This is a genomic window from Candidatus Methylomirabilota bacterium (assembly GCA_036005065.1).
Lineage (GTDB): Bacteria > Methylomirabilota > Methylomirabilia > Rokubacteriales > DASRDR01 > DASYQW01.
The window spans coordinates 1-23,048 of record DASYQW010000107.1; the positions used below are offsets into that span (position 1 = coordinate 1).

22 protein-coding genes and 1 pseudogene are annotated in these 23,048 nt (G+C 70.3%); 13 read left to right on the forward strand and 10 right to left on the reverse strand.

Annotated features, from left to right (window positions below; translation table 11 throughout):
* The 6 genes from VGW35_07965 to VGW35_07990 form a co-directional block, all read right to left on the reverse strand.
* On the reverse strand, positions 1–247 hold a 247-nt coding region (locus VGW35_07965), incomplete at its 3' end, for a tripartite tricarboxylate transporter substrate binding protein (GenBank protein ID HEV8307591.1).
* A gap of 135 nt (positions 248–382) precedes the next feature.
* Positions 383–1,888: an argininosuccinate lyase gene (gene argH / locus VGW35_07970; GenBank protein HEV8307592.1), complete on the reverse strand. Its 1,506-nt coding sequence runs from the start codon at positions 1,886–1,888 to the stop codon at positions 383–385.
* 4 nt (positions 1,889–1,892) lie between these two features.
* On the reverse strand, positions 1,893–2,714 hold the full coding sequence (locus tag VGW35_07975; GenBank protein HEV8307593.1) for a carbohydrate ABC transporter permease: 822 nt from the start codon (positions 2,712–2,714) through the stop codon (positions 1,893–1,895).
* On the reverse strand, positions 2,711–3,595 hold the full coding sequence (locus VGW35_07980; protein HEV8307594.1) for a sugar ABC transporter permease: 885 nt from the start codon (positions 3,593–3,595) through the stop codon (positions 2,711–2,713). Before VGW35_07980 ends, VGW35_07975 begins: the two co-directional genes overlap by 4 nt.
* Before the next feature lie 23 nt (positions 3,596–3,618).
* Entirely contained in the window at positions 3,619–4,875 is a 1,257-nt protein-coding gene (locus VGW35_07985; GenBank protein ID HEV8307595.1) for an extracellular solute-binding protein, read from the reverse strand.
* 14 nt (positions 4,876–4,889) lie between these two features.
* Positions 4,890–5,561, reverse strand: coding sequence for a dienelactone hydrolase family protein (locus tag VGW35_07990; GenBank protein HEV8307596.1), 672 nt, complete (start codon positions 5,559–5,561; stop codon positions 4,890–4,892).
* 332 nt (positions 5,562–5,893) lie between these two features.
* Here VGW35_07990 and VGW35_07995 point away from each other — a divergent pair, with 332 nt between their 5' ends.
* Positions 5,894–7,102, forward strand: a complete 1,209-nt coding sequence (locus VGW35_07995; GenBank protein HEV8307597.1) for a hypothetical protein — start codon at positions 5,894–5,896, stop codon at positions 7,100–7,102.
* A gap of 13 nt (positions 7,103–7,115) precedes the next feature.
* Here the strand turns inward: VGW35_07995 and VGW35_08000 are convergent, their stop codons facing one another.
* Positions 7,116–8,330 carry a hypothetical protein gene (locus VGW35_08000; GenBank protein HEV8307598.1) on the reverse strand — a complete coding sequence of 405 codons (1,215 nt, stop codon included), beginning with the start codon at positions 8,328–8,330 and terminating at the stop codon, positions 7,116–7,118.
* A gap of 110 nt (positions 8,331–8,440) precedes the next feature.
* On the opposite strand from VGW35_08000, the gene VGW35_08005 reads away from it, so the two are divergent.
* The 11 genes and pseudogenes from VGW35_08005 to VGW35_08055 all read left to right on the forward strand — a co-directional run bounded on the left by VGW35_08005 (position 8,441) and on the right by VGW35_08055 (position 18,805).
* Positions 8,441–9,091, forward strand: a complete 651-nt coding sequence (locus tag VGW35_08005; GenBank protein ID HEV8307599.1) for a TetR/AcrR family transcriptional regulator — start codon at positions 8,441–8,443, stop codon at positions 9,089–9,091.
* A gap of 7 nt (positions 9,092–9,098) precedes the next feature.
* Entirely contained in the window at positions 9,099–9,863 is a 765-nt protein-coding gene (locus VGW35_08010; protein ID HEV8307600.1) for a glucose 1-dehydrogenase, read from the forward strand.
* 111 nt (positions 9,864–9,974) lie between these two features.
* Positions 9,975–11,486, forward strand: coding sequence for an acid phosphatase (gene acpA, locus VGW35_08015; protein HEV8307601.1), 1,512 nt, complete (start codon positions 9,975–9,977; stop codon positions 11,484–11,486).
* Between the two features lie 14 nt (positions 11,487–11,500).
* Entirely contained in the window at positions 11,501–12,379 is an 879-nt protein-coding gene (locus VGW35_08020) for a DUF6196 family protein (protein ID HEV8307602.1), read from the forward strand.
* A 110-nt stretch (positions 12,380–12,489) separates the two neighbouring features.
* Entirely contained in the window at positions 12,490–13,479 is a 990-nt protein-coding gene (locus tag VGW35_08025; GenBank protein ID HEV8307603.1) for an ABC transporter substrate-binding protein, read from the forward strand.
* A gap of 31 nt (positions 13,480–13,510) precedes the next feature.
* Positions 13,511–14,755 (forward strand): ABC transporter substrate-binding protein, encoded by a 1,245-nt coding sequence (locus tag VGW35_08030; protein ID HEV8307604.1) that lies wholly within the window; start codon positions 13,511–13,513, stop codon positions 14,753–14,755.
* A gap of 45 nt (positions 14,756–14,800) precedes the next feature.
* Positions 14,801–15,256, forward strand: a pseudogene (locus tag VGW35_08035) (NAD(P)-binding domain-containing protein).
* A gap of 12 nt (positions 15,257–15,268) precedes the next feature.
* The gene (locus VGW35_08040) at positions 15,269–15,676 is read left to right on the forward strand and encodes an NAD-binding protein (protein ID HEV8307605.1); all 408 of its coding nucleotides are present in this window, start codon (positions 15,269–15,271) and stop codon (positions 15,674–15,676) included.
* Positions 15,673–17,274, forward strand: coding sequence for an FAD-dependent monooxygenase (locus VGW35_08045; protein ID HEV8307606.1), 1,602 nt, complete (start codon positions 15,673–15,675; stop codon positions 17,272–17,274). Before VGW35_08040 ends, VGW35_08045 begins: the two co-directional genes overlap by 4 nt.
* 203 nt (positions 17,275–17,477) lie before the next feature.
* Positions 17,478–17,978 (forward strand): heme-binding protein, encoded by a 501-nt coding sequence (locus VGW35_08050; GenBank protein HEV8307607.1) that lies wholly within the window; start codon positions 17,478–17,480, stop codon positions 17,976–17,978.
* A gap of 71 nt (positions 17,979–18,049) precedes the next feature.
* Positions 18,050–18,805, forward strand: coding sequence for an N-acyl homoserine lactonase family protein (locus tag VGW35_08055; protein ID HEV8307608.1), 756 nt, complete (start codon positions 18,050–18,052; stop codon positions 18,803–18,805).
* Between the two features lie 15 nt (positions 18,806–18,820).
* On the opposite strand, the gene VGW35_08060 is transcribed toward VGW35_08055, so the two are convergent.
* Positions 18,821–19,810: a TAXI family TRAP transporter solute-binding subunit gene (locus VGW35_08060; protein ID HEV8307609.1), complete on the reverse strand. Its 990-nt coding sequence runs from the start codon at positions 19,808–19,810 to the stop codon at positions 18,821–18,823.
* Between the two features lie 148 nt (positions 19,811–19,958).
* On the opposite strand from VGW35_08060, the gene VGW35_08065 reads away from it, so the two are divergent.
* Positions 19,959–20,813 carry a hypothetical protein gene (locus VGW35_08065; protein ID HEV8307610.1) on the forward strand — a complete coding sequence of 285 codons (855 nt, stop codon included), beginning with the start codon at positions 19,959–19,961 and terminating at the stop codon, positions 20,811–20,813.
* 10 nt (positions 20,814–20,823) lie between these two features.
* Here the strand turns inward: VGW35_08065 and VGW35_08070 are convergent, their stop codons facing one another.
* Positions 20,824–21,561 (reverse strand): nucleotidyltransferase family protein, encoded by a 738-nt coding sequence (locus VGW35_08070; GenBank protein HEV8307611.1) that lies wholly within the window; start codon positions 21,559–21,561, stop codon positions 20,824–20,826.
* Positions 21,562–21,574: 13 nt separating this feature from the next.
* Complete coding sequence (locus tag VGW35_08075; GenBank protein ID HEV8307612.1) at positions 21,575–22,996, reverse strand: RNase adapter RapZ; 1,422 nt, start codon at positions 22,994–22,996, stop codon at positions 21,575–21,577.
* Between the last annotated feature and the right edge of the window lie 52 nt (positions 22,997–23,048).

Below are 23,048 nucleotides of genomic sequence, written 5' to 3' on the forward strand. Positions count from 1 at the left end.
GCTTGGCCACCGCCACCGACTGCGTGCCGACGGCGCCGGCCGCTCCGCTCTTGTTCACCACCACGACGGGCTGCTTGAGGACCTTCTCCATGGCCGAGGCCAGCGGGCGGCCGGTCAGGTCGGCGAGGCCCCCGGGCGGGAACGGGTTCACCATGGTGACCGGGCGCGTCGGGAAGGGCTCGTCCGCGAAGGCCGAGCCGGCGAGGACAGCCACGGCCAGGACGATCGCGCCGAACATCAGGCTCATAGACACCTCCACGCGGACTGGACGGCCTCCCGGAGCGCGGGAGCACTACAGCATCTGCGGCGGGACGCGTCAAGCCCGTCGGGCGGAGCGTGGGCCGGCGGTTCAGTCGCTCAGGCGAGCTCGTTCCAGGCGACCTCAATCCGGGAGGAGCGCCCGCGCGCGCTCCCGGAGCCGCGGGTCGACGCCGTCGATGCGCGCCCGGTACCCATCGAGCCAGGTCCGCGCCTCGTCGAGCTCGCGGCGATAGCGGGCGAGGCTGGCGGCCAGCGGGCCCGGCGCCGGCCCGCCGGGCAGCGTGCGCACGGCGACGAAGTGCTCGGGCGTGGTGTAGCGGCGGAAGTCCGCCTCGCCGAGCCGGGGCGAGCGGCCCGCCACCGCGGCGAACGCCTCGGCGAAGGCCGCCTGGGGCACGGTGGCGAAGCGCTCGCCGCGGGCCAGCATGCCCTTGACCAGGCGCGCCACGACCTCGTGCGCCTGCCGGAACGATACCCCTTCGGCGCGCACGAGCGAGTCGGCCAGCTCGGTCGCGGTGAGGCAGCTCTCCTCGATGTGCCGGCGGACGCGGGCCTCGTCGACGCGCGCGGCGCCGATGAACCCGGCCAGGAGGCGGAGCGCGCGGCGGCCCGCCTCGAACGCGGCGTAGCCCGCCACCTGGACCTCGCCCTCGGCGTCGTTGACGTCGGTGAACGGCGTGTTGTGGAGGGCGTCGACCGTCGCGCTGGCCCGCCCGGCGGCCAGCGAGCAGAGGAGCCGCAGGTGCTCGACCGCCACCGGGTTGCGCTTCTGCGGCATGATCGAGCTCACCTGGACGTACCCGTCGGGCACCTGGAGGTGCCCGATCTCGAAGCCGGTCCAGGTGTTGAGGTCCTGGGCGAAGCGGCCGAGGTGGACGAACAGGAGCCGCAGCGCGCCGTGGACGCTGGTCAGGTAGTCGTTGGCGGCGATGCAGCCGTAGGCGTTCTCCTGGACCTCGGCGAACCCGAGCAGCTCGGCCATCGCCCGGCGGTCGAGGGGGAAGCCCGAGGTGGTGATCGCGGCCGCTCCCATGCTGCACAAATCGGGGTAGCGGCTGGCCTGGCGGAGGCGCTCGACGTCGCGCAGGAGGAGCTCGATCACCGCGCCGAGGTAGTGGCCGTAGGTGGTGGGCTGGGCGGGCTGGCCGTGGGTATAGGCGACCACCAGCGTCCCCCGGTTGGCCTCCGCCACCTCGAGCAGGACCCCGAGGGCCGCCAGCAGGTCGTCCAGCAGCGCCGCCAGGCGTTCCTTGAGCGCCATCTTGAACACCGTGTGATCGATGTCGTTTCGGCTGCGTCCGGTGTGGAGCTTGCCGGCCGTCTCCACGCCGAGGCGGCGCCCGAGCTCGGCCTCGACCAGGAAGAAGAAGTCCTCGTGCTCGCCGGTGTAGGGGAGCGCGGGGACGTCGATCGCCGCCTCGATGTCGTCGAGCGCCCGCAGGATGGCCGCCGCCTCGCTCCGGGACAGGAGGCCCTGGGCGGCGAGCATGATCGCGCTGGCGCGATTGATGCGCATCTGCTGGCGCCAGTGGTGCTGCTTGACGCCCTCGAACAGCGGCGCGAGCACCGTCTCCCGGTAGACCGGCGCCGGGAACCGGTCGTCAGGCGGACGGCGGCCCTGGTCCACCCCGCTATCCTTTGAGGCCGGCCAGCATGACGCCGCGGACGATGTACCGCTGCAGGAGGACGAAGACGAGGAGGGTGGGCAGCGTCGCGAAGCTGGCGCCGGTCATCACCATCTCCCACTCGGTCTGGAACTCGCCGGAGAACGAGGCCAGCCCGACCGGCAGGGTGTAGAGGCTCTTGTCGGTGGTCGCGATGAGCGGCCACAGGAATGCGGTCCAGTTCCCGAGGAACGTGAAGATGGCGAGCGCCGACAGGGCCGGGATCACGAGCGGCAGGGCCACCCGCCGCCAGATCTGGAACTCGCCGAGCCCATCGACCCGGCCCGCATCGATCAGCTCGTCGGGCACGCCTTCGAAGAACTGCTTCATCAGGAAAGTGCCGAAGCCCGTCATCAGCCCCGGGAACATGATGCCCCAGTAGGTGTCGAGCCAGCCGAGATTCCGGCTCAGCACGTACCAGGGGAGGACCAGCATCTCGGTCGGGATCATGAGCGTGCTGAGGATCGCCATGAACACCAGCCGGCGGCCGCGGAAGCGGAACTTCGCCAGCGTGTAGCCGACCAGGCTGTCGAAGAACAGCACCGACAGGGTGGTGAGACCCGCGATCACGAACGAGTTGAGAAACCAGCGCGGGAACCCGGAGGCCCCGATCAGGCGCCGGTAGTTGTGGAGCGTCGGCGCCCGCGGCAGGAGCGACAGCTCGTAGACCTCGACGTTGTGCTTGAGCGAGGTCGAGAGCATGTAGACGAACGGGATCACCATCAGCACGCCGCCGAGGAGCAGCAACAGCCAGACGACGCCCCGGCCGGGCCGCGCCCGGGGCTTCATCGCGCCTGGAGGACCCGGAGCTGGACGAGCGAAACCACGAGGAGGATCACGAAGAGCACCACGGTGTGGGCGGCCGCGTACCCCATCTGGAAGTGTCCGAACGCGGTCACGTAGATCTTGAGCACCAGGGGCTTGGTGGCGTCGAGGGGGCCGCCCTGGCCGCTGGTCATGCTGTAGACGTAATCGAAGATCCGGAGGTAGGCGATCGAGCTGACCACCACCAGGAACACGGTGGTCGGCCGCAGCAGGGGGAGGGTGATCTCGACGAGCAGGCGCCAGCCTCCGGCGCCGTCGATGGCGGCCGCCTCGTAGTACTCCTGGGGGATCGCCTTGAGGCCGGCCAGGAAGACCACCACCTGGAAGCCGAGCCCGGCCCAGACCGCCGGCGCCAGCACGGCATAGAGCGCCTGCTCGGTCGAGCGCAGGAAAGGCTGCTGGGGCAGGCCCAGCGCGACCAGGAGCCCGTTGAACACGCCGACCGGCACCGGCTGGTAGAGCCACCGCCAGACCCAGCCCATGGCCACGGCGGTGGTCACGTGCGGCACGAAGTAGAGCGCGCGCAGGAGCGCGTGCCCGACACGGACGCGATCGAGGTGGTAGGCCACCAGGAAGGCCAGGCCGAGGCTGACGGCGACGCCGACGACCAGGTACTGGACGGTATTCCCCATGACCTTCCAGAAGACCGGGTCGGCCGCCAGGCGGCGGTAGTTGGCGAGGCCCACGAACCGGCGCTCCCCCACGATGCTCCAGTCGGTGAGCGACATGAGGAACGCGTCGGCCGTCGGATAGAAGCGGATCCCCACGTAGAAGACCAGCGGCACGGCCAGGAAGCCCCACGCGGTGAGCGTCCGGCGGGCGCCCAGGGACAGCCGGTCCAGCATGCGGGCCCCGGCGGCCGCCGGGCTTACTTGGCGAAGAACGCGTCCAGCAGCTTCTGCTCCTCGGCCGCCGCCTGCGCGACCGACTCGGCGACCGGCTGGCCCTTGAGCGCGACGCGGTCGACCATGTCCATGAACAGCTTGCGCTGGGCGGTCTCGTTGACGAAGGACGTCGCTTCCGAATAGGCCAGGCCGCGGATGAAGGGGCCGTACTTCGGATGGGTGCGGATCGCGTCACGCTCGGCCACCGCCTTGCGGGCCGGGAGCTCGCCCACCTTCTCGAGCCACAGCTCCATCGCCGCTGGCGTGGTGATGAATCGCAGGAACTTCGCGGCCGCTTCCTTCTTGGGCCCGGTCGCCTTGGGCGTGATGCCGTTGACCCAGTAGGAGGCGAAGTTGAAGCGCCGGCCCTCGTGACCGGGCAGCTCCCCGACGCCGTACTCGAGGCCGGCCTGGCCATCCAGGGCGGCGAGCCGGAAGGAGCCGTCGATCATGAAGCCGGCCTTGCCCGAGCGGAAGGCGGTGATGCCGTCGGTCAGGAAGCCGAACTCGCTCACCTTGTGGCGCGACACCAGGTCCGTGTACCACGTGACCGCCCGGACGCCGGCCGGCCCGTTGTAGGCCACGCTCCGGCCGTCGGCGGAGTAGGGCTGGCCACCCATCTGGCGGATCAGCACCTCGCGCAGCCAGTGATGGTCCTGCAAGCCCATGTCGAGCGCGATGCCCGCCTGCAGGAGGTTGCCGGCGGCGTCGCGCTTGGTCAGCTTCTTGGCCGCCTCGACCAGCTCGTCGAGCGTCTGGGGCGGCTTGGCCGGGTCGAGGCCGGCCTCCCGCACGAGCTTCCGGTTCCAGAACAGGGCCAGCGCGCGCACGGCGGTCGGCACGCCGTAGTACTGGCCGCCGACCTTCATCTGCTTCACCAGCGGAAAGAACTCGCGCTCGATCTCTGCCGCCTCGAACAGCTCTTGGGGCAGGGGCTGCAGCAGCTTGGCCTTCAGGTAGTCCTGTAGCCACCCGTAGAAGAGCTGCACCACGTCGGGCCCCTGGCCGGCCGGGATGGCGGCGGCGATCTTGAGGCGGAAATCGTCGTACGGCACGTGGGTGTGCTTGACCTTGACGCCGGGAGTGGCCGCCTCGAAGCGCTTGATCAGCTCGTCGATCGCCTGCACGCGCTGGGCGAAGGTGTACTGCCAGTACTCGATCTCGACCGTCTGGGCCCGGGCCGTGCCCGCGATCGCCAGCGTCAGGCCGAGCGCGGTGGCCAGCCGCTTCGCCGTGGTCATCGGTGCCCTCCGGCTCATCCGACGTGCTGGCGGAAGAAGGCGAGCGTCCGTTCCCGCGCGAGCCGGGCGCTCTCGGCGTGGTAGCTGCCGCGCTCGTCACAGTTGAACCCATGCCCGGCGGGGTAGACGTGCACCGGGACGCCCGGGTGCTGGGCGCGCACCTTCTCCCAGTGCTCTCGGGGAATCGAGGCATCGGTCTCCCCGAAGTGGAGCATCACCGGACAGCGCGGCTGCTCCGAGGCGGCGTCGGCAATGCCCCCGCCGTAGTAGCCGACGGCCGCCGCGACTCCGTCGATCCGCGTGGCCGCGAGCCACGCGATCGTGCCGCCGAAGCAGTAGCCGACGACCCCGACCCCGGAGCCCGATCGGGCCAGCTCGCGGACGGCCGCCCGCACGTCCATGACGGCCTGATCCAAGGACAGCTTGCCCCGGACCGCTCGCCCGCGGTCGACGTCGGCTTGCGTGTAGCCCGTCGCGTAGTCGCGCTCCACACGGTCGAAGAGCGCCGGGGCGAGCGCCACATAGCCATCCGCGGCGAAGCCGTCGCACGTCCGCTTGATGTGCGAGTTCACGCCGAAGATCTCCTGCACCACCACCAGGCCGCCGCGGGATGCGCCCGGCGGGGCCGCCCGATAGGCGGCGAGCCGGTGTCCATCCTCGGCCGTCAAGGTGATCATCTCCCCCATGTCCTCCTCCTTCCACCGCCCGACGCGGACGTTCAGGCCACGACTCCCTATTGGAGGGCACTCTAGGTCGGCGGGCGACCCACGTCAAGGGCTCCGGCGCGTCGGACCGGCGTAGGGCCGCTACCCGAATGGCTCGTGGGGGCTGGCTCTGGTATATCCTGGGACACGCCCCAACCACCACCAGGGCCGGTCGGAGTCACCCGGCGCCTGCCACCGAGCGCACGATGCATCGAGGAGTGCTCCGAGCGGCGGCTTCGCCGCCGCCACGACGGGGGGGCATCGGGGGGGTCTTCCGAGACCCCCCCGAAATGACCTAGGGACATGGAGGCGCCATGATCGACGCTCGACCGACGCCCATCGGGCTCCTCTGGTGCTCCTCGCGGGCCGGCGTGATGATCGCGGTCGCCCTCTTCGGGCTGACCGCCTGCAGCGTGTACCGACAGGTGATGGGCGAGGACACCGTGAGCCTCCAGGACGCCGAGGTTCTGCGCATGGAGGCGGACATCCGCCGTCCGGTGCGGAAGATCTGTCCGCGCGAGCCCGTGCAGATGCGAGTGACGGTGGATGCCAGGCTCCCGGGCCAGTCGAGCGCGACCCCGCTCGAGACGTGGGAGGGCGACCCGAGCGCCCGGCGAAACGGCATGCTCGACTTCGGCAACTTCGTCTTCACGAGCGGCCAGGGGAGTGTCGACGAGTTCGGCTGGTTCCGGCCCGACGGCGACATGCTGGCGACCGCGGAGCGCGGCTTCGAAATCCGAACGGCGCTCCGCCACCGGCCGGACCGGTTCACCGAGAGCCGGTGGTACGAGCCCGACTACTCGTGCGTCCGGACGGCGGGCGGGATCGGAGGGAGTGGTCGCAGCGGCCAGTCCGGCGGGACCGGGGCCTTCGGCTCCGAGGGCCGCGAGGGTTCTTCGGGCGGATCGGGCGGGCCGGGCGGGTCCGGCGAACCGGGCGGCTCCGGCGCGCCCGGCCCGCGCCTCCAGGCCTTCGCCACCTACGTCCGCACCCGCTTCTACGAGCGGCTGATCGCCGTCCGGATCGAAGGCGCGGTGAGCGATCTCGTGCTGGCGCCGCCGGACCAGGAGCTCGTGCTCGTCGCTCGCGGTGGGCCCGGCGGCAACGGCGGGTCGGGCGGGCGAGGAGGCGCCGGGGGCGACGGTGGTCGCGGCCGGGCGGGGAGGAGCGGCGGGCCCGGCGGTCCCGGCGGTCCGGGGGGAAACGGCGGACCCGGCGGAGAGGGTGGGCCCGGGGGCTTCATCGAGTTGATCTACGACGGCCGCTTCCCGGACCTCGGCCGGCTGATCCGGCTCGACGTCGCCGGCGGGCCTGCCGGGGAGGGCGGCGCGGGCGGCGACGGCGGCAACGGTGGCGATGGCGGCAAGGGACGCGACGGGGGGCGCGACGGCCGGGGCGGCCCTGGCGGCCCAGCCGGGGGCGAGGGCTACCCGGGGCGGCCTGGCCCCTCCGGAACGGCTCGCCTCCGTCCGGGGCCGGTCACCGACCACTTTCTCAACCTGCCGAGCATCCGGCCGTTCTGAGTGCGACTCGGGGCTACAGCCGGAGCTCCAGGATGTAGAGGCCGCCGGTGAAGCGGTCGACCGTGTAGACGACCTGCCGCTCGTCCACGAAGACATCGTTGAGCTGGATGGCGCCCCGGGACGAGCCGCGCGGAGCCGGCGGCACGTAGAAGGCCGCCTCGGCGGGACGGAACGGGTCGGACAGATCGAAGGCGCGGACGCCGCCGTTGAAGAAGGTGCCCACGATGATCGTCTCTGACACCCACGAGCCGGGCGCCGGCCGGTTCTCGTGGAGGTTGTGGGCGCCGAAGCGGCCGCCGCGCCCGGCGAAGGCTTCGACCGGTGGCAGCGGGCAGGTGCTGATCGGCACCAGGTTCGTCTCCTCCCGCGCGTCCAGGATCCACACGAGCTTCGGCCAGTCGGCGCCTCCGTCCGCGGTGGACTCGTCGGAGACGACGAGCAAGCCGCGATCCAGGAGCGGCACCAGGGTGTGGGTGAAGCCCGGGAAGGGCGGGTGGTAGTCCCAGCGGCTCACCAGGCGCGGGTGGCCCATGTCGGAGATGTCGAGGATGATCGCGCCCCCGTCGAGGTAGCCGATCCAGGCCCGGTCCGGGCGCTGAGGATACACGTTCGTGTTGTGGGCGCGGAAGCCGGAGTCGAATGTCGGGTGTCGTGCCGGCGGCGGCTCGGCATCGCCGTCCCGGGTGCCCGGCAGCCACCAGCGGCCCACTTCGCGGGGCCGTGCCGGGTCGCCGACGTCCACGATCCGGTAGCACTGGTCGTCTTTGCGGTTGCGCGGCGTGAAGTCGGCGGCGCCGCTGCTCAGGTGGACGTAGCGGCCGTCCACGAACCAGAGGTGATGGACGCCGCGCGAGGCCGGCCCCGACGCGTCGAAGAAGCCGACCCGACGCGGCCGGGCCGGATCGGCGACGTCGAGGACCTCGAAGCCCGCCGGCTGCATCCCCGGGCGGCTCGTCTGGTAGGCGACGACCAGGAGATCGCCGGCGAGGTCGAGGGAGTTCGAGCGCATCTCGGCGTGGGGCAGGTCGGACTGAAAGACGACGGCGGGCCTCCGGGGCTCGGTGACATCCACGGCGGTGACGTTCTTCGGCGCCGATTCGTGGGCGAGCCACAGCACCCGTCGCCCGTCACGGGTGAGCTGGATGGCCATGCCCTCGCCGCAGTTCCCGTACCCCCCCAGCTCGTGGTGGGCGAGGAGGTCCATGTTGCGCGCGGTTTCGGTCGTCATGGCTCCTGATTCTAGCCCGTCCTCCTCCGGAGCTGCGGCCGCTCTTGACTCAACAGCTGAAAGCTGATTCACTCCTTGTCGGAGTCAAGAAATGAAGGCGGGTTCATTCTGTGCCCTACCGCCGCACTGAGCGCGTCGAGGCCCGGCTCGCGGGCAACCGGCAGAGGATTCTCCGCACCGCTCGCCAGCTGATGGCCGAGGGAGGCTTCCGCGAGGCGCGGGTGACGGCGATCGCCGCTGCCGCCGGCGTCGCCACGGGCACGATCTACCGGTATTTCCCCTCGAAGGCCGAGCTTTTCGCGGAAGTGCTGCGGGTGATCTGCCAGCGGGAGCTCGACGTCGTGTCGGCGATCGCCGACTCGGGCGGGCCGGCCCGGGACCGGCTCGCGGCGGCGGTCAGAGCCTTCACGAGCCGTGCCCTTCGCGGTCGCCGCCTGGCCTACACCATCATCATCGAGCCCGTCGATCCCGAGGTCGACCAGGTCCGGCTCGAGTACCGTCGCGCGCAGGGGCGGGTGTTCGAGTCGATCATCGCCGACGGGATCGGAGCGGGAGAGTTCCCGCCGCAGAACGTCAAGGCGAGCGCCGCCTGTCTCGTGGGCGCCTTCCTCGAGGGGCTCGTCGGCCCGCTGGGGCAGGACGCCGGCGTCGACGACGAGGCGGGGCGATCGCTCATCGAGGCCATCGTGGGCTTCGCCCTCCGCGCCGTGTCGGGAGGGGAAATCGCTCGTGAGCAAGCCCGACGAGCGGCATTCCCGTGACACGCCAGTGACTCGAGGCGTCCGTCTCCTGGCGGGCAAGGTCGCCATCGTCACCGGCGGAGGCTCGGGCATCGGCCGCGCCGTGGCCCTGGCTCTCGCCGGTCACGACGCGCGCGTCGTCGTTGCTGGCCGGCGCGCGTCGCCCGGTGAGGAGACCGTCGCGGCGATTCGCCGGGCCGGCGGACAAGCGGCCTTCCGGCGGACCGACGTCACCGTGTCGGCCGAGGTCGCGGCCCTGGTCCGCTTTGCGGTCGACGCGTTCGGGAGTCTCGACATCGCGTTCAACAACGCCGGCTTCCAGGAGCCGCGCGTGCTCCTCGCCGAGCAGCCCGAGGAGGCGTTCGACACCGTCTTCGCCACCAACGTCAAGGGGCTCTACCTCTGCCTGAAGTACGAGATCGCCCAGATGCTGGAGACGGGGGGCGGCGTCATCGTCAACAACGCCTCGGTCAGCGGGATCCGCAACCCGAACCCCGGTCTGGCGCTCTACTCCGCCTCGAAGAGCGCCGTCATCTCGCTCACGAAGTCCGCGGCCATGGAATACGCAGCCAGGAACATCCGGATCAACGCAGTCGCGCCCGGGAGGGTCGTCACCGAGATGATGCTTCGGTCGGGCATCGACGACATGGCGCGGGTCGCGGAGGGCCTCCCGTTGAAGCGGATGGGGCGCCCTGAAGAAATAGCGCAGGCGGTGGTGTGGCTCGCCTCCGACGCGGCGTCGTTCGTCGTCGGGCACACCGTCTGTGTCGACGGCGGCTTCCTCTCCCAGTAGACCCGGAGCGCGGGCACCACTCTCTGGCGCGACTCGCCCGGGCGGGGATGGCCTGGGCGCCGGTTCCTGGCTTACAATTCTTCCGCTCAGCCTCGCCGGAAGGAGGGACGCATGATCGGGCGCAGCGACCGTCTCGCTCGCGCGGTGGCCGCCCTGGCCATTGCCGCCGTGCTCGCGGCCGGCGCCACGGGGTGGCCGGCGACCGAGCAGCCCGGCGTCGATCGGATCGAGACCATCGTCGTGATCTACCTCGAGAACCGGAGCTTCGACCATCTCTACGGGCTCTTTCCCGGCGCCGACGGGATCGCCCGGGCGACACCGGAGCAGACCACGCAGGTCGATCACGACGGCCGGCCCCTGCCCCATCTGCCGCCGGTGTGGGGCTCGGACGGCAAACCCGATCCCCGCTTTCCGCAGCGCCTCCCGAACGGGCCGTTCCGGATCGATGCCGCGCCCATCAACAGGGGGCTGGAGAAGACCGGGCCGAACCCGGTTCACGCCTTCTACCAGAACCGCGAGCAGATCGACGGCGGGAAGAACACCCGGTTCGCGGCGGTCTCGAACTTCGGCGGCTGGGCGATGGGCCACTACGACGGGTCGGCGCTCGAGCTGTGGCGGTGGGCCCGCGAGTACACGCTCGCCGATCACTTCTTCGCGGCGGCTTACGGCGGCTCGCTGCTCAACCACCTGTGGCTGATCTGCGCCTGTACGCCGGAATTCAAAGAGGCGCCCGCCGCGATGCGCGCCCAGCTCGACGACCAGGGCCGGCTCAAGCGGCGGCCGGCGTCACCCGGCTCGGCCCTCGACGGGCCCCTGCAGGTCTTCGACGGGCCGGTCTCGCCCGACGGCTACGCGGTGAACAACATGCAGCCGCCGTTTCAGCCGAGCCGCATCCCACCCGCGCCCGGCGGCAGCCCGGATCATGCCGATCCCGCCCAGCATCCGCTCCCGCCGCAGCGGGCGAAGTCGATCGGCGACACCCTCTCGGCGAAGGGCGTGAGCTGGGCCTGGTATGCCGGCGCGTGGAACGAAGCGCTCGCCGACGGGCGCCAGGCCTCCCAGGCGAAGCGCAAGGTCATCTACAATAGCGAGGCGGAGGGCCCGATCTTCGTCGCGCACCACCAGCCATTCAACTATCTCGCGCGCTTCGCGCCGGGCACCCCGGACCGCGCGCGGCACCTCAAGGATGGCGCGGACTTCCTGGAGGCGATCGCGAAGGGGACGCTACCGGCGGTCGCCTTCTACAAGCCGAGTGGGCGCCTCACTCAGCACGCTCGCTACGCCGATCTCGTGTCCGGCGACCGCCATGCCGCGGACCTGCTCGAACGGCTTCGGAAGAGCCCGCAGTGGAGCCGGATGGTGGTCATCGTCACCTACGACGAGAACGGCGGGTTCTGGGACCACGTGCCGCCGCCCTCCGGGCCGGGCTGGAGCGACCGCTGGGGACCGGGCACCCGCGTTCCGACGATCATCGTCTCGCCGTTCGCCAGGCGTGGCTTCGTCGATTCGACGCCCTACGACACGACGTCGATCATTAAGCTCATCACCCGGCGCTTCGGCCTCGAGCCGCTGCCCGGCGTGCGTGCGAAGGCCGGCGACCTCACGAACGCGCTCGCCTTCTGATCCGGGGGAGACCCATGCACGACGAGACCGCCGCCCAGACCACGGCCCGCCTCCTCGGCGTGATCGCCCGCGCCGAGCTCGAGATCCTGCCCGGCCTGTACACGTTCGAGGCGCTCGGTGACGGGCCCGGCGCCATCCGAAAGGACGCGCTGGCCTGCGTCCGAGACGGCGGCGTCTGGAGCCAGCTCATCCCGGTGGAGGATCCCCGGACGCCGATGGCGTTCCGGGTGTTCAGCTTCCACTTCGCCCCGGCGCTCGACGCCACCGGCTTCGTCGGCTGGCTCCATTCGCACCTCGCCCGCGTGACGGACACGGGCCACATCGTCGTCTGCGGGCGCTCGGGGCCTGGGGCCGCCGACCACGTCCGGGGGGGGATCTTCGACTACTGGGGCTGCCCGGCCGGCGCCGCCGATCGCGTCCTGGCCGAAGTGCGCGCGCTGATCGAGCGCGGCCGGCGGCCACGCCGGGCTCACGTCGGGGCCGCGGGCGGCTGCCTCCTGTGCGAGGCGGTGGCCGGCGACCCCGACTTGCCGGTCGTGGCCGAAAGCTCCGGGGCGGTGGGGGTGCTGACCCGCCTCGAGCCCAAGTCGCGGGGGCACTCGATCTTCTTCCCCCGCCGTCACACGCCGAATCTCCACGACCTGGACGAGGCCGAGCTAGGCGAGGTCCTGTCGCTGCTCAAGCGCGTGGCGGTCGCGCTGGAGCTCGATCAGTACAACGTGCTCCAGAACAACGGTCCGCGGGCGGGACAGACAGCCTTCCACGTCCACTTCCATCTGGTGCCGAAGCCCACAGCGGCGGCCGGGCTGATCGTGCCGGGGGCGTTCGTCCTGGCCGACCAGACCGGCGTGGCCGAAGAGATCCGACGCCGCCTCGGCGGCCCTCGGCGCTGAGCCGCGGCCGAGCGGCCACCGTCCCTCCGGGGATGGTCAACGCGAGGGGCGCGGGCTTACAATCCGGCCGCGAGCCGAACGAGCCGCCGGCCGGCGGCAGGAGGACGGGCATGACACCCTTGGCACCGACACGGCGTGAGCTGCTCCGTCTCGCGGGGCTGGGCGTGGTGACCGCGGCCGCGCTGGGGCCGCGAACAGCCCGGGCCCAGGCGCCCGTCATCCGTCAGGGGTACCAGACCAACATGTGGGGAATGCCGACCTATTACCTCCTGCGCTCCGGCCACCTGGAGCGGCGGGGGCTCCGCTTCGAGGAGTTCTCGGTGCCCTCCGGGAACCTGACCATGCAGCAGATGGTCGCCCGCCAGGTGGACTTCGGGACCTACGCCGCCCAGTCGTTCATCCTGGGTCACGACAAGGGCAAGCTGGTCGCCATCGCCCAGATCGAGCAGGTGGGGAAGACGGCCCGGGTGATGGCGCGGAAGGAGCTGGGCGTCACCCGGGTCGCCGACCTCAAGGGCCTGCGGATCGGCAACCAGGCCGGCTCCTCGACCGGCAACACGTTCGTGGACATCATCGCGGCGCGGGCGGGTCTCCGGAAGGGGGAGTACCAGGAGATCAAGATGAACGTGAACGAGATGGTGGCCGCGGCCGCCGCCCGGTCCATCGACGCCTTCGTCACCGTGGAGCCCTACGCCTCTATCGCCGAGGCCGATGGCATCGCGACCACGGTCGTGAACTTCTACGACTACGACCGGATGCCGGTCCTCATGGCCGCCATCCCGGAGTTCGTGGAGAAGCACCCGGAGGTCGTGGTGGAGTATCTCCGGGCCTGGCTCGACGTCGGCCGAGACTTCAAGCAGAGCCCGGCCAAAGCCGCCGACGTCATCTACGGCTTCTACACCGGCAAGGGGTACAAGATGAGCCGGGAGACGTTCGCCAAGGCGCTCGCCGGCGTCGAGGTGGACCCCGGCTTCCCGGCCGATCTGCGCCCCTACATGCAAGAGACGGCCGAAGGGCTCCTCAAGGAAAAGAAGATCGCCGCCATCCCCGACTGGAGCCAGGCGCTCCGCCCCCAGCTCATGGAGCGGGCCCGCGCCTGAGCCGACCGTTCGCGCCTTCAAGGAGGCCGCCATGCGGAAAGCCTCGGTGATCGTCTCCGTCGCCCTCGTCGTCACCGCCCTCCTGGTGGTCGGGAGCCACGGGGTGTGGGCCCAGAAGGGGCCGATCAAGGTGGGGTTCCTCGTCCCGACGACGGGGCCGCTGTCGGCCAACGGGAAGGACATGATCAACGGCCTTCAGCTCTTCCTCGAGGAGCAGGGCAACCGGCTCGCCGGCCGGGAGGTCAAGCTCCTCATCGAGGACGACGAGGGGAAGCCGGCCACCGGCCTCACCAAGGCCCGCGGGCTCGTGGAGGAGCAGGCGGTCCATCTCGTCACCGGGCCGCTCTCCGCCGCGGTCGGCTACGCCGTCGCCCCGTATATCGACAGCAAGAAGGTCCCGGCCATCTTCCCGATCGTGTCCGCCGAGGACATCACGCAGCGGAAGCGCAGCCCCTACATCGTGCGCACGGGATGGTCGAGCGCCCAGCCGTCCCATCCCTTCGGCAAGTGGGTCTACGACAACCTCGGCTACAAGAAGATCGCCATGATCGGCTACGACTTCGCCTTCGGCTGGGAGGTCGCCGGCGGCTTCCAGCGCACCTTCGAGGAGGCCGGCGGCCAGGTGGTGCAGAAGCTCTGGCCGCCGCTGGGAACCGCCGACTTCGGCCCCTACCTGGCCCAGCTCCGTCGCGACGTGGACGCGATCTACGCGGTCTTCTCGGGCGCCGATGCGCTCCGCTTCGCCAAGCAGTTCAACGACGTCGGGCTCAAGGGACGGTTCCCCCTCGTCGGCGGGGGCACCTTCACCGACGAGCACGTCCTCCGCACCATGGGTGACGAGGCCCTCGGGATCGTCACCGCGCTCCACTATTCGGCCGCCCTCGCGACCCCCGCCAATCGGAAGTTCGCCCAGGCCTACGAGGCGAAGTTCAAGCAGATCCCCTCCTACTATTCGGAGGGGACGTACGTGGCCGGGATCGCCCTCAAGGCGGCGCTCGAGGCGACCGGGGGCGACATCGAGAACGTGGACAAATTTCTCTCGGCGCTGCGGAAGGTCGACCTCTCCGACGCGCCGCGGGGCCCGATGCGCTTCGATGACTTCGGCAATCCCATCCAGAACGTCTACGTGCGGAAGGTGGAGCGCGTCGGGGGCCGGCTCCAGAACACCGTGATTCACACGTTCCCCAGCGTCTCGCAGTTCTGGACCTACAAGGCCGAGGACTACCTGAAGAACCCGGTCTACACCCGCGACTACCCGCCCTGCACGCGCTGTTGAGGCGGACGTGAGCCCGGAACTCCGTCCCGAGGGAGCGGTCGCCGCCGCGTGACGACGACCGTCGGCGTCATCGGGCTCGGCCTCCTCGGCCACGCCGTCGCCACGCGCCTTCGGGCCGCGGGACACGACGTGGTCGGCTACGACGTGCTCCCGGAGAGGATGCAGGCGCTCGCGGCGCTGGGGGGCCAGCCGGCGGCCTCCGCCGAGGCCGCCGCGCGAGCGTCCGAGATCGTCTGCACCCTGCTCCCCTCGCTGGCGTCCGCCGAGGCGGCGATCCTCGGCCCCCAGGGCGTCGTGACGGGGGCGCGACCCCACCAGGCCATCGTCCAGATGAGCACGATCTCGCCGGCGCTCACGGAGCGCCTGGCCCGGGAGGCGAGCGCGCGCGACCTCGCGTTCCTCGACTGCCCCGTGAGCGGGACCAGCGCGATGGTGGCCCGGGGCGAGGGGATCCTCCTGGTCGGGGGCGAGCCGGCGGTCTTCGAGCGCTGGCGGGCGCTGCTGGAGACGATCCTGCCGCGCGCCGTCTATCTCGGCCGGGCCGGCCAGGCGACGGTCGTGAAGCTGGCGGCGAACCTGCTGGTAGGGCTCCACACCGCGGCGGCGGCCGAGGCGCTCACGCTCGTGCGGAAGGCCGGCCTCGATCCCGGCCGGGTCCTCGAGGTCCTCACCGCCAGCGCGGGCACTTCCCGCATGCTGGAGCTGCGCGGCCCCATGATCGTCAGCCAGGAGTTCCCGCCCCAGATGAAGCTCGAGCTGTTCCTGAAAGACCTGGGCCTGATCCTGGATGCCGGGGCGGAGGTCGGCGCCGCCTTGCCGCTCACCGCGCTGTCGCGGCGGCTCTACGCCGCGGCGGCCACCGAGGGACACGGCGGCGAGGATCTGGCGGTGGTGATCAAAGCCCTCGAGGCGTGGAAATGAGCCCGGATACGCCTTCCGCGCCCGTCGTGATCGCCGGGGCCGGCCCGGTCGGGCTGGCCCTGGCCGTGGGCCTGGCCCATCACGGAATCGAGTCGGTGGTCCTCGAGGACGACGAGAGTCCGAGCGCCCATTCCAAAGCGCCGGGCCTCCTGTGTCGTACCCTCGAGATCTTTCGCGCGTGGGGCGTCCTCGACCGGTTCATGGAGGAGGGTTTCTTCGTCACGCGCCCCCACATCTGGATGGCCGGCGAAGAGACGCCGCGCGCGACGATCGACTTCAGCGTCCTGGCCGATCTGACGGCGGTGCCCGGCGTGCTCATCCTGCCGCAGAACCGCACCGAGGGCCTCTTGCGGGAACGCCTCACGCGCAGCGGATTGAGCGACGTCCGCTTCGGGCATCGTGTGGTCCGCTTCGATCAGGACGGCTCGGGCGTCTCGGTTCGGGTGGAGCGAAAGGCTGGCTCGGCGTACGAGCTGCGCGGGCACTATCTGGTCGGGTGCGACGGCGCCCATTCCACCGTCCGCGAGACGCTTGGCTGGCCGCTGGAAGGCACGACGTACCCGACCCGTCTCGTGCTGGCCGATGTCCAGTTGCCCGACCAGCGGAACGATCTGCCGTGGCCGCGTCTCGCGGGAGACGACCAGCAGGTCCTGGCCGCGATCAGGATCGAGCCGAGGCTCTGGCGGGTGATCGCGACCGTAGACCGCCGGATGTCAGACGAAGCGGCCACCGGCGCACCGGAGATCGCGCGGAAGGTGGATCGGCTGTTTGGTCCCGGCTCGTTCGAGTGCGTCTGGGCGAACGTCTTCCGCATTCACTGCCGCACGAGCCCCCACTTCCGACTCGGCCGCGTGCTGCTCGCCGGGGATGCCGCCCACATCAACAGCCCGGCCGGCGGGCAGGGCATGAACAGCGGCATCCAGGACGCGCACAACCTGGCCTGGAAGCTCGATCGCGCGCTTCGCGGGGGAGTGAGCGAACCCTTGCTCGCCTCGTATGAGGCCGAGCGCCGCCCGGCGATTCTGACGAGCGTGGATCGTTACACGGACTTACTGACGCGCGCCTTCCTCCTGCCCCCTCGGGCGGTCAGATCCTCCCTCGCGCGCCTCGCCCGGGCCGTCGTCTCTCAGCCGTTCGTCATGCGCCGACTCGTGCCGCGGGCCGTGATGCTGGACACGCGATACCGCTCGTCGCCGCTCATCAGTGGCCGCGGCCGGTGGCTCGGCGCGCGGGCGCCGGACGGACCACTGAGAGCGCGTGACGGCCGGGATGTGCGGCTCCTGGATCTCACCCGCCGCGATGCGGCGCTCCTCCTCTTCGACGATGGGCGTCTGCCCGGGTGGGACGTGTCACAGGTTCAGCAACTGGCGAGCGATGTCCCCGGGCTCGGCGTCTGTCGGATCGTTCCGCCGTCGCCGGCGGACGGGGACTCCGGGGATCTCGTGGACGCCACCGGGTCCCTCGCCCGGATGTGGCAGCCCGGCGCGGCGCTGGCGGCGCTCGTCCGACCTGACGGCTACGTCGGCTGGATGGCCGAGCGCCCGTCGCGCGAGGAGCTGCGGACCGGCGTGAGGCGCGCGCTCGGGGTGGCGGCGTGAGTGGCCGGCCCTCCGGCATCGGCCTGCTGTGGGCCGGGAGGTGCCGCGCCGGCGGCGCCACCGGAGACGACCGACCGGGCCCCAGCCTGGCGTTGACACCTTCCGCCGTCCGACGTAGAGTCCCCGGCAAGCCGGCGATCCATCCACCCTTCGCGCGCCGAGTGGCCTCCTGTGGCCCGGCTTCCTCGAGAAAGGAGCACGTCATGCCCCACGTCGCTCGTCTGATCACCGTCATCCTGGCCCTGGCCGTGCTCGGCCTGGGGGCGACGTCGAGCGAGGCGCAGGCCCCGCCGCTGACGCCGTACGGGACCCCCATCACGCTGGAACAGGCCAAGGCGGCGATGGCCGCCGCGGAGGCGGAAGCCAAGAAGAACAACTGGCCGGTCGCCATCGCCATCGTCGACAGCGGGGGCCACCTCGTCATGCTGCACAGACTCGACAACACCCAGTTCGCCAGCATCGAGATCGCCAAGGGCAAGGCGGTCACCGCGGTGAACTTCCGCCGGCCGTCGAAGGCGCTCGAAGACGCGATCGCGGGCGGCGGAGCCGGCTTGCGGCTCCTGCGGGTGGACGGGTTGACGCCGCTCGAAGGTGGCGTGCTGATCGTCGTGGACGGCAAGATCGTCGGCGGAATCGGCGTGTCAGGCGTGACGTCCGGCCAGGACGCCCAGGTCGCCCGCGCCGGCGCCGATGCGGTGAAATAACCGGTGGGGTCGGCCCTCTTCGAGGGCATCCTCCCGGCGCCTCGGCCGTAGACGGCCGCAGGGCTGAGCCCATGTACGAAGTCTACGCGCTCAAGTACGCGGAGCGGGACACGACGGCCTGCCAGTTCTTCTTCCGCGAGGCGTCCCACGCCTCACTCACGCTCCACTACTACGTCTGGCTGATCCTCGGCGGCCCCCACCCGATCCTGGTGGACACGGGGTTCCTCGACGACGACGCGCGCGAGCGCGGGATGCGGAATTACGTGAGCCCGGCGGCCATGGTGGAGCGCGCGGGCGTGAAGCCCGGCGATGTGCCCACCGCCCTCATCACCCACCTCCACTACGACCACTGGGCCGGGCACAGCCTGTTCCCTCACGCGGAGTACTGGATCCAGGGGGACGAGGTGGCGTTCTGGACGGGGCCCTTCGGCCGCTCCCCGGCCTTTCGGCAGTCGGCCAACGCGGGAGCGCTGGCCCGCCTGGTGACGCTCAACTACGAGGGCCGCGTCCGGATCATCGACGGCGACCGCCAGGTGGCTCCCGGGATCTCCGTGCACCGCGTCGGCGGCCACACCGCGGGGCTCCAGATCGTCACCGTGGAGACCGAGCGCGGCCCGGTCGTCCTCACCTCCGACGCATCGCACTTCTACCGCAACGTGGAGACGCGCCAGCCCGTCCAGATCATCACCAGCTTGCCCGAGATGCTCCAGGCCTTCGAGACGATCCACGCCCTGGCCGGGGCGCCAGGGCTGATCGTCGCCGGCCACGACCCGGAGGTCGCCGACCGCTTCAAGCCGGTCGAGCCGGGCATCATCAAGATCGCCTGAGCGAGCGCGACTGACTCACCGGATGAGCCCGATCTCGCGGAGGTAGCGCAGCGCGCCCGGATGGATGGCGTCCGCCCCCGGGGCGGCGGCGACGGTGTTGGCGGCCGTGGTCTCCCGCGCCTGGGGAAGGCGCCGGCCCAGCGCGGCCTCCCCCCGATGGAGCGCGCGGGCGAGACGATAGGCGACGTCGTCGGGCAGCGTGGGCCGGGCGAGGATCAGACTCCACGACCCGACCGACACGATCGGCGCGTCCTGTCCCGGATACGAGCCGGCCGGGACCGTCAGCGTCTTGAGGAAGGGGTACTTCGCCTGGATCCGTCGGATGCCCTCGGCGTCCGGCGCGATGAACCGGCCGCCCGCGGGTCCGCCGGCGACCGCGGTGAAGCCCGGCCATCCGATGCCGCCGCCCCACAGGGCGGCCACCGTGCCCTCCAGCACCATCGCCGGGCCGTCGCCCGCCCGCTCGAGGAAGACGGCCTGGAAGTCCCGGCTCAGGTCGAGGCCGAGCCCATCCAGGATGTTCCGGGCGAGGACGACGAGCCCCGAGCCCCGGGCGCCGAAGGCCACCGGCCGGGATCTGAGATCCTCGATCGTTCGGTACGGCGTGTCTCGGCGGACCACGAACATGCCCGCGGTGGCGTACATGGCGGACAGGACGCGGAGGTTCGCGGGCGGCCGGCCGATTCCGCTCAGCGCCTCGTGGGCCACCTCGCCGGCGACCAGCCCCAGGTCGAGCTGCCCGGCCTCGAGCATCGGGACGTTCTCGGTGCTGCCCTTCGTGTTTCGCGTTTCGACGGACAGCGACGGGTCGACCTCGTTGATCGTCTCGGCCACGGCCTGTCCGTAGACCGGAAAGCCGCCGCCGGGGGTCGCGGTGCCGAGGATGACGGCGGTCTTCTCGGCCCCGGAAGCGCTGCTCCCCATGGAGAGCGCTCCCATCAAGGTCGCGACACTCAGGGCCAGGCACCCCATGGGTCCCGGCGGCCAGGATACGCGCTCGATCATGGTCGGCCTCCTCTGTGCCGCGAAAGATTGACTCCGGACCCGAAAACGTGTTTTCGTTCGGGTGACGCGCGCCGGCGCGGGGCCCGACGTTCTCCGCGAAGGAGCCGCCAGCACTCCAGACGGATCCCTTCAACCGCGGGAGGTGGGTATGCACCGCACCGCTTCGGTGCGAGGACTAGGCGCCGTCCTCTTGATCGCCGGGCTCGCCGGTTGCGAAGACCATCCCTCCGCGTCGGTGGTCGGCGCCCACATCACCGAGTTGACCACGGAGAAGGTCGGCGTCTCGCTCGACGTCAAGATCGAGAACCCGTGGGTCTTTCCGCTCCCACTCGCGGAGGCGAAAGGGAGCCTCTTCAGCGCCCAGATCAACGCGACCGCCCCGTTCCTCCAGGTCGCCGGGGGCAGTACCGCTCCGGTCCCGCGGGCAGGGTCCCTCACGGTCCCCCTCAGAGGCACGCTCACCTACTGGCCACTCCCCTCGAACCTGGCCAACCTGCATCCTGGAGACGAGGTCCCTTACCAGGCGAAGCTCAAGCTCGCGCTGCAGACACCCCCGAACCAGCGGCTGGACCTGCCCGAACTCACCTACCACGGCAAGATCCCCATCCTGGCTCCTCCGCAAGTGAGCATCAAGAGCGTGAGCTGGCCGACGTTCTCCTGGGAGAGGGTGAGTGGGACCGTGACGCTCGGGATCACGAACATGAACAGGTTCTCCATCGGTCCGGGAAGCGCTTCGGGAGAGCTGATCCTCAGGAAGCAGGCGTTCATGAGCGACGACAAGGAGCTCGCCAGCCTGTCGGCGGGCATGCCCGGCATGATTGCCGGCCACCACACGGGTGACCTCGGAATCACCGTATCCTTCAAGCCCGAAGACCTCTTCGACCTCGGGACTTGGGCCGGGCTCGTGGTCGCCCTCGTGGACAACCACCAGTTCCGCGCACGGGGAAAAATCTCGGCCCAAACCTCCTATATCCCGGTCGAGCTGAAGTTCGATTCGCAATGAGGCGCGCGCTCTAGAGCGGCAGCCCCAGCTCCCTGACCTGCCGCCGGACGTCTTCCAGCTTGGCCGGGCTCCCGATGTCGGCCCAGTACCACTCATCGGCCCGAAACGACTGGATTCTCTCACCGTGTCCAGCCAGGCGGAGATACGCGCGGATGATGGGGAAGGCTTTTCCCTCGCTCATCCGCGGAAAGATCTCCGGCGAGATGACATGGACGCCGGTGAACGCGAGGCGCTCGGCGCGCTCGACCGGAGCTCCTGCCCACAGTCGCGTGTTCTCGCCCACCGATTCCCAGCCACAGAGCTGTCCCCGCCCATCGAACAAGAGATAGCGACGGCTCGTCTTCGCCTGGACCGCCAGCGTGGCCAGCGCCGGCCGGGCGAGGTGGAACCGATACATCCGGCCCAGATCGATGTCGGTCACCACGTCGACGTTGTGCAGAAAGAACGGGGTGCCGTCGTCGAAGAAATGGGCGACCTTCTTCAGGCTGCCGCCGGTGTCCAGGAGCTCGGCCTCGCGCGACACCTCGATGCGGATCCCGAACTGCCGCTTGGACTCCAGGAAGTCCACGATCATCTCGGCCAGATGAAACACATTGACGACGATCTCGTCGACTCCGGCTTCGAGGAGCCGCCGGATCACGATCTCCAGCATCGGCACCCCGTTGAGCTCGATCAGCGCCTTGGGACAGTGGTCGGTGAGGGGCCGGAGCCGGCTCCCGACGCCGGCGGCGAGGATCATCGCCTTCATGGCGACGGCGCCGTCACGTGGCGGTCTCGATTCCCAGATGCCGGATCTCGACGTTCACCTCGTATTTCTGGCGGAGGTGGCGGGCCAGCAGCTCCGCACAATAGATGGACCGATGCCGCCCGCCGGTACACCCGAAGGCCACCATCAGGTCCGTGAAGTTCCGGCTCCGATAGTTCTCGACCGACTGATCGATCAGCCCGTAGACGTGGTTCATGAAGCGCCGGACCTCGGACTGGGTCTCGAGAAAGGCGATCACCTCCGAGTCGGTGCCGGTGAGCCTGGCGAACTGGGCGTATCTCCCGGGGTTCGGCAAGGCGCGACAGTCGAACACGTACCCGCCCCCATGTCCCTTGTCGTCGCGCGGCAGGCCGCTGCGATACGAAAAGCTCTGTATCCGCACGGTCAGCTTCAGCTCCGCGTCCCCGAACTGGCGCAGGTAGGTGGAGCCCACCAGGCGCCGGAAGACCTCCATCAGCTCGGGCAGCGCCACCGGGAGCTCGACCGTGCGCAGAAGAAACTCGAGATTGCCGACGGCGTAGGGAATGCTCTGGAGAAAGTGCGTCTTGCGTTCGTAGAAGCCCCGCAGGCCGTAGGCGCCCATCGCCTGCATGATGCGGATGTAGACGTACCCGTAGTAGTAGCGGAGGAACTCTTCGCGGGCCAACGGGATCAAGGCCGCGGCCGCCGCCAGGTACCGGTCGAGGAGCGTGTCCCGCAGGTCGGGCGGCAGATCGGCTTTGGCGTCGAACAGGAGCGAGGCGATGTCGTACTGGAGCGCACCCCGGCGGCCTCCCTGGTAGTCGATGAAGCAAGGCGCCCCGTCCTTGAGCATGATGTTTCGCGATTGAAAGTCGCGATAGAGGAAGAAATCCCGGTCGGCCGCCAGGAGAAAATCCATGAGTCGCTCGAAGTCGTCTTCGAGCGCCTGCTCGTTGAAGGGGATCTGGGCCAGCCGCAGGAAGTAGTACTTGAAGTAGTTCAGATCCCACGCCATCGATTGCCGGTCGAAACTGGGCCGGGGATAGCAGACCTGGTAGTTCAGCGTCCTTCCGGCCACGATCTGGAACTGCGGCAGCAGCTCGACCACCCGCTCGTAGATGTCGACGACGCGCCCGGATGGGCCGACCCTGGTTCGGTTCTCCGAAAGGTACTGGAACAGCGTCGTATCCCCCAGGTCTTCTTCCAGATAGATGCCGCGGGCCGGGTCGTCCGCGTAGATCTCGGGCACGGGAAGGCCCGATCGGCGAAAATGCCTCGAGAACGCGAGGAAGGCCGTATTCTCCTGCCGATCGGGGCCGGCGACGCCGATGACGCTGCGGGTCCCGGTGGTCAGGCGATAGAGGCTCCGCCCCGAGCCGTCGCCCTTCAAAGCGGAGATGGTCTGGACGGGCTCTCCGAAGTGACTCTCGAAGAATTGCCTGAGTGAGTCGTCCATCCACGCCTGGCGTTCCCGCGCCTGGCCCCGGCTCGGCCGGGATCCTGGGGGG

Excerpts from the sequence above, each read along its gene's own strand:
- VGW35_08020 (HEV8307602.1), top strand. The coding sequence starts at position 11,501 with ATGCACGACGAGACCGCCGCCCAGACCACGGCCCGCCTCCTCGGCGTG.
- VGW35_08050 (HEV8307607.1), top strand. The coding sequence starts at position 17,478 with ATGCCCCACGTCGCTCGTCTGATCACCGTCATCCTGGCCCTGGCCGTG.
- VGW35_08070 (HEV8307611.1), bottom strand. The coding sequence starts at position 21,561 with ATGAAGGCGATGATCCTCGCCGCCGGCGTCGGGAGCCGGCTCCGGCCC.
- VGW35_07985 (HEV8307595.1), bottom strand. The coding sequence starts at position 4,875 with ATGACCACGGCGAAGCGGCTGGCCACCGCGCTCGGCCTGACGCTGGCG.
- VGW35_07995 (HEV8307597.1), top strand. The coding sequence starts at position 5,894 with ATGATCGACGCTCGACCGACGCCCATCGGGCTCCTCTGGTGCTCCTCG.
- VGW35_08075 (HEV8307612.1), bottom strand. The coding sequence starts at position 22,996 with ATGGACGACTCACTCAGGCAATTCTTCGAGAGTCACTTCGGAGAGCCC.
- VGW35_08000 (HEV8307598.1), bottom strand. The coding sequence starts at position 8,330 with ATGACGACCGAAACCGCGCGCAACATGGACCTCCTCGCCCACCACGAG.
- VGW35_08065 (HEV8307610.1), top strand. The coding sequence starts at position 19,959 with ATGCACCGCACCGCTTCGGTGCGAGGACTAGGCGCCGTCCTCTTGATC.
- VGW35_07975 (HEV8307593.1), bottom strand. The coding sequence starts at position 2,714 with ATGAAGCCCCGGGCGCGGCCCGGCCGGGGCGTCGTCTGGCTGTTGCTG.
- VGW35_07990 (HEV8307596.1), bottom strand. The coding sequence starts at position 5,561 with ATGGGGGAGATGATCACCTTGACGGCCGAGGATGGACACCGGCTCGCC.
- VGW35_08025 (HEV8307603.1), top strand. The coding sequence starts at position 12,490 with ATGACACCCTTGGCACCGACACGGCGTGAGCTGCTCCGTCTCGCGGGG.
- acpA (HEV8307601.1), top strand. The coding sequence starts at position 9,975 with ATGATCGGGCGCAGCGACCGTCTCGCTCGCGCGGTGGCCGCCCTGGCC.
- VGW35_08055 (HEV8307608.1), top strand. The coding sequence starts at position 18,050 with ATGTACGAAGTCTACGCGCTCAAGTACGCGGAGCGGGACACGACGGCC.
- VGW35_08030 (HEV8307604.1), top strand. The coding sequence starts at position 13,511 with ATGCGGAAAGCCTCGGTGATCGTCTCCGTCGCCCTCGTCGTCACCGCC.
- VGW35_07980 (HEV8307594.1), bottom strand. The coding sequence starts at position 3,595 with ATGCTGGACCGGCTGTCCCTGGGCGCCCGCCGGACGCTCACCGCGTGG.
- VGW35_08060 (HEV8307609.1), bottom strand. The coding sequence starts at position 19,810 with ATGATCGAGCGCGTATCCTGGCCGCCGGGACCCATGGGGTGCCTGGCC.
- VGW35_08045 (HEV8307606.1), top strand. The coding sequence starts at position 15,673 with ATGAGCCCGGATACGCCTTCCGCGCCCGTCGTGATCGCCGGGGCCGGC.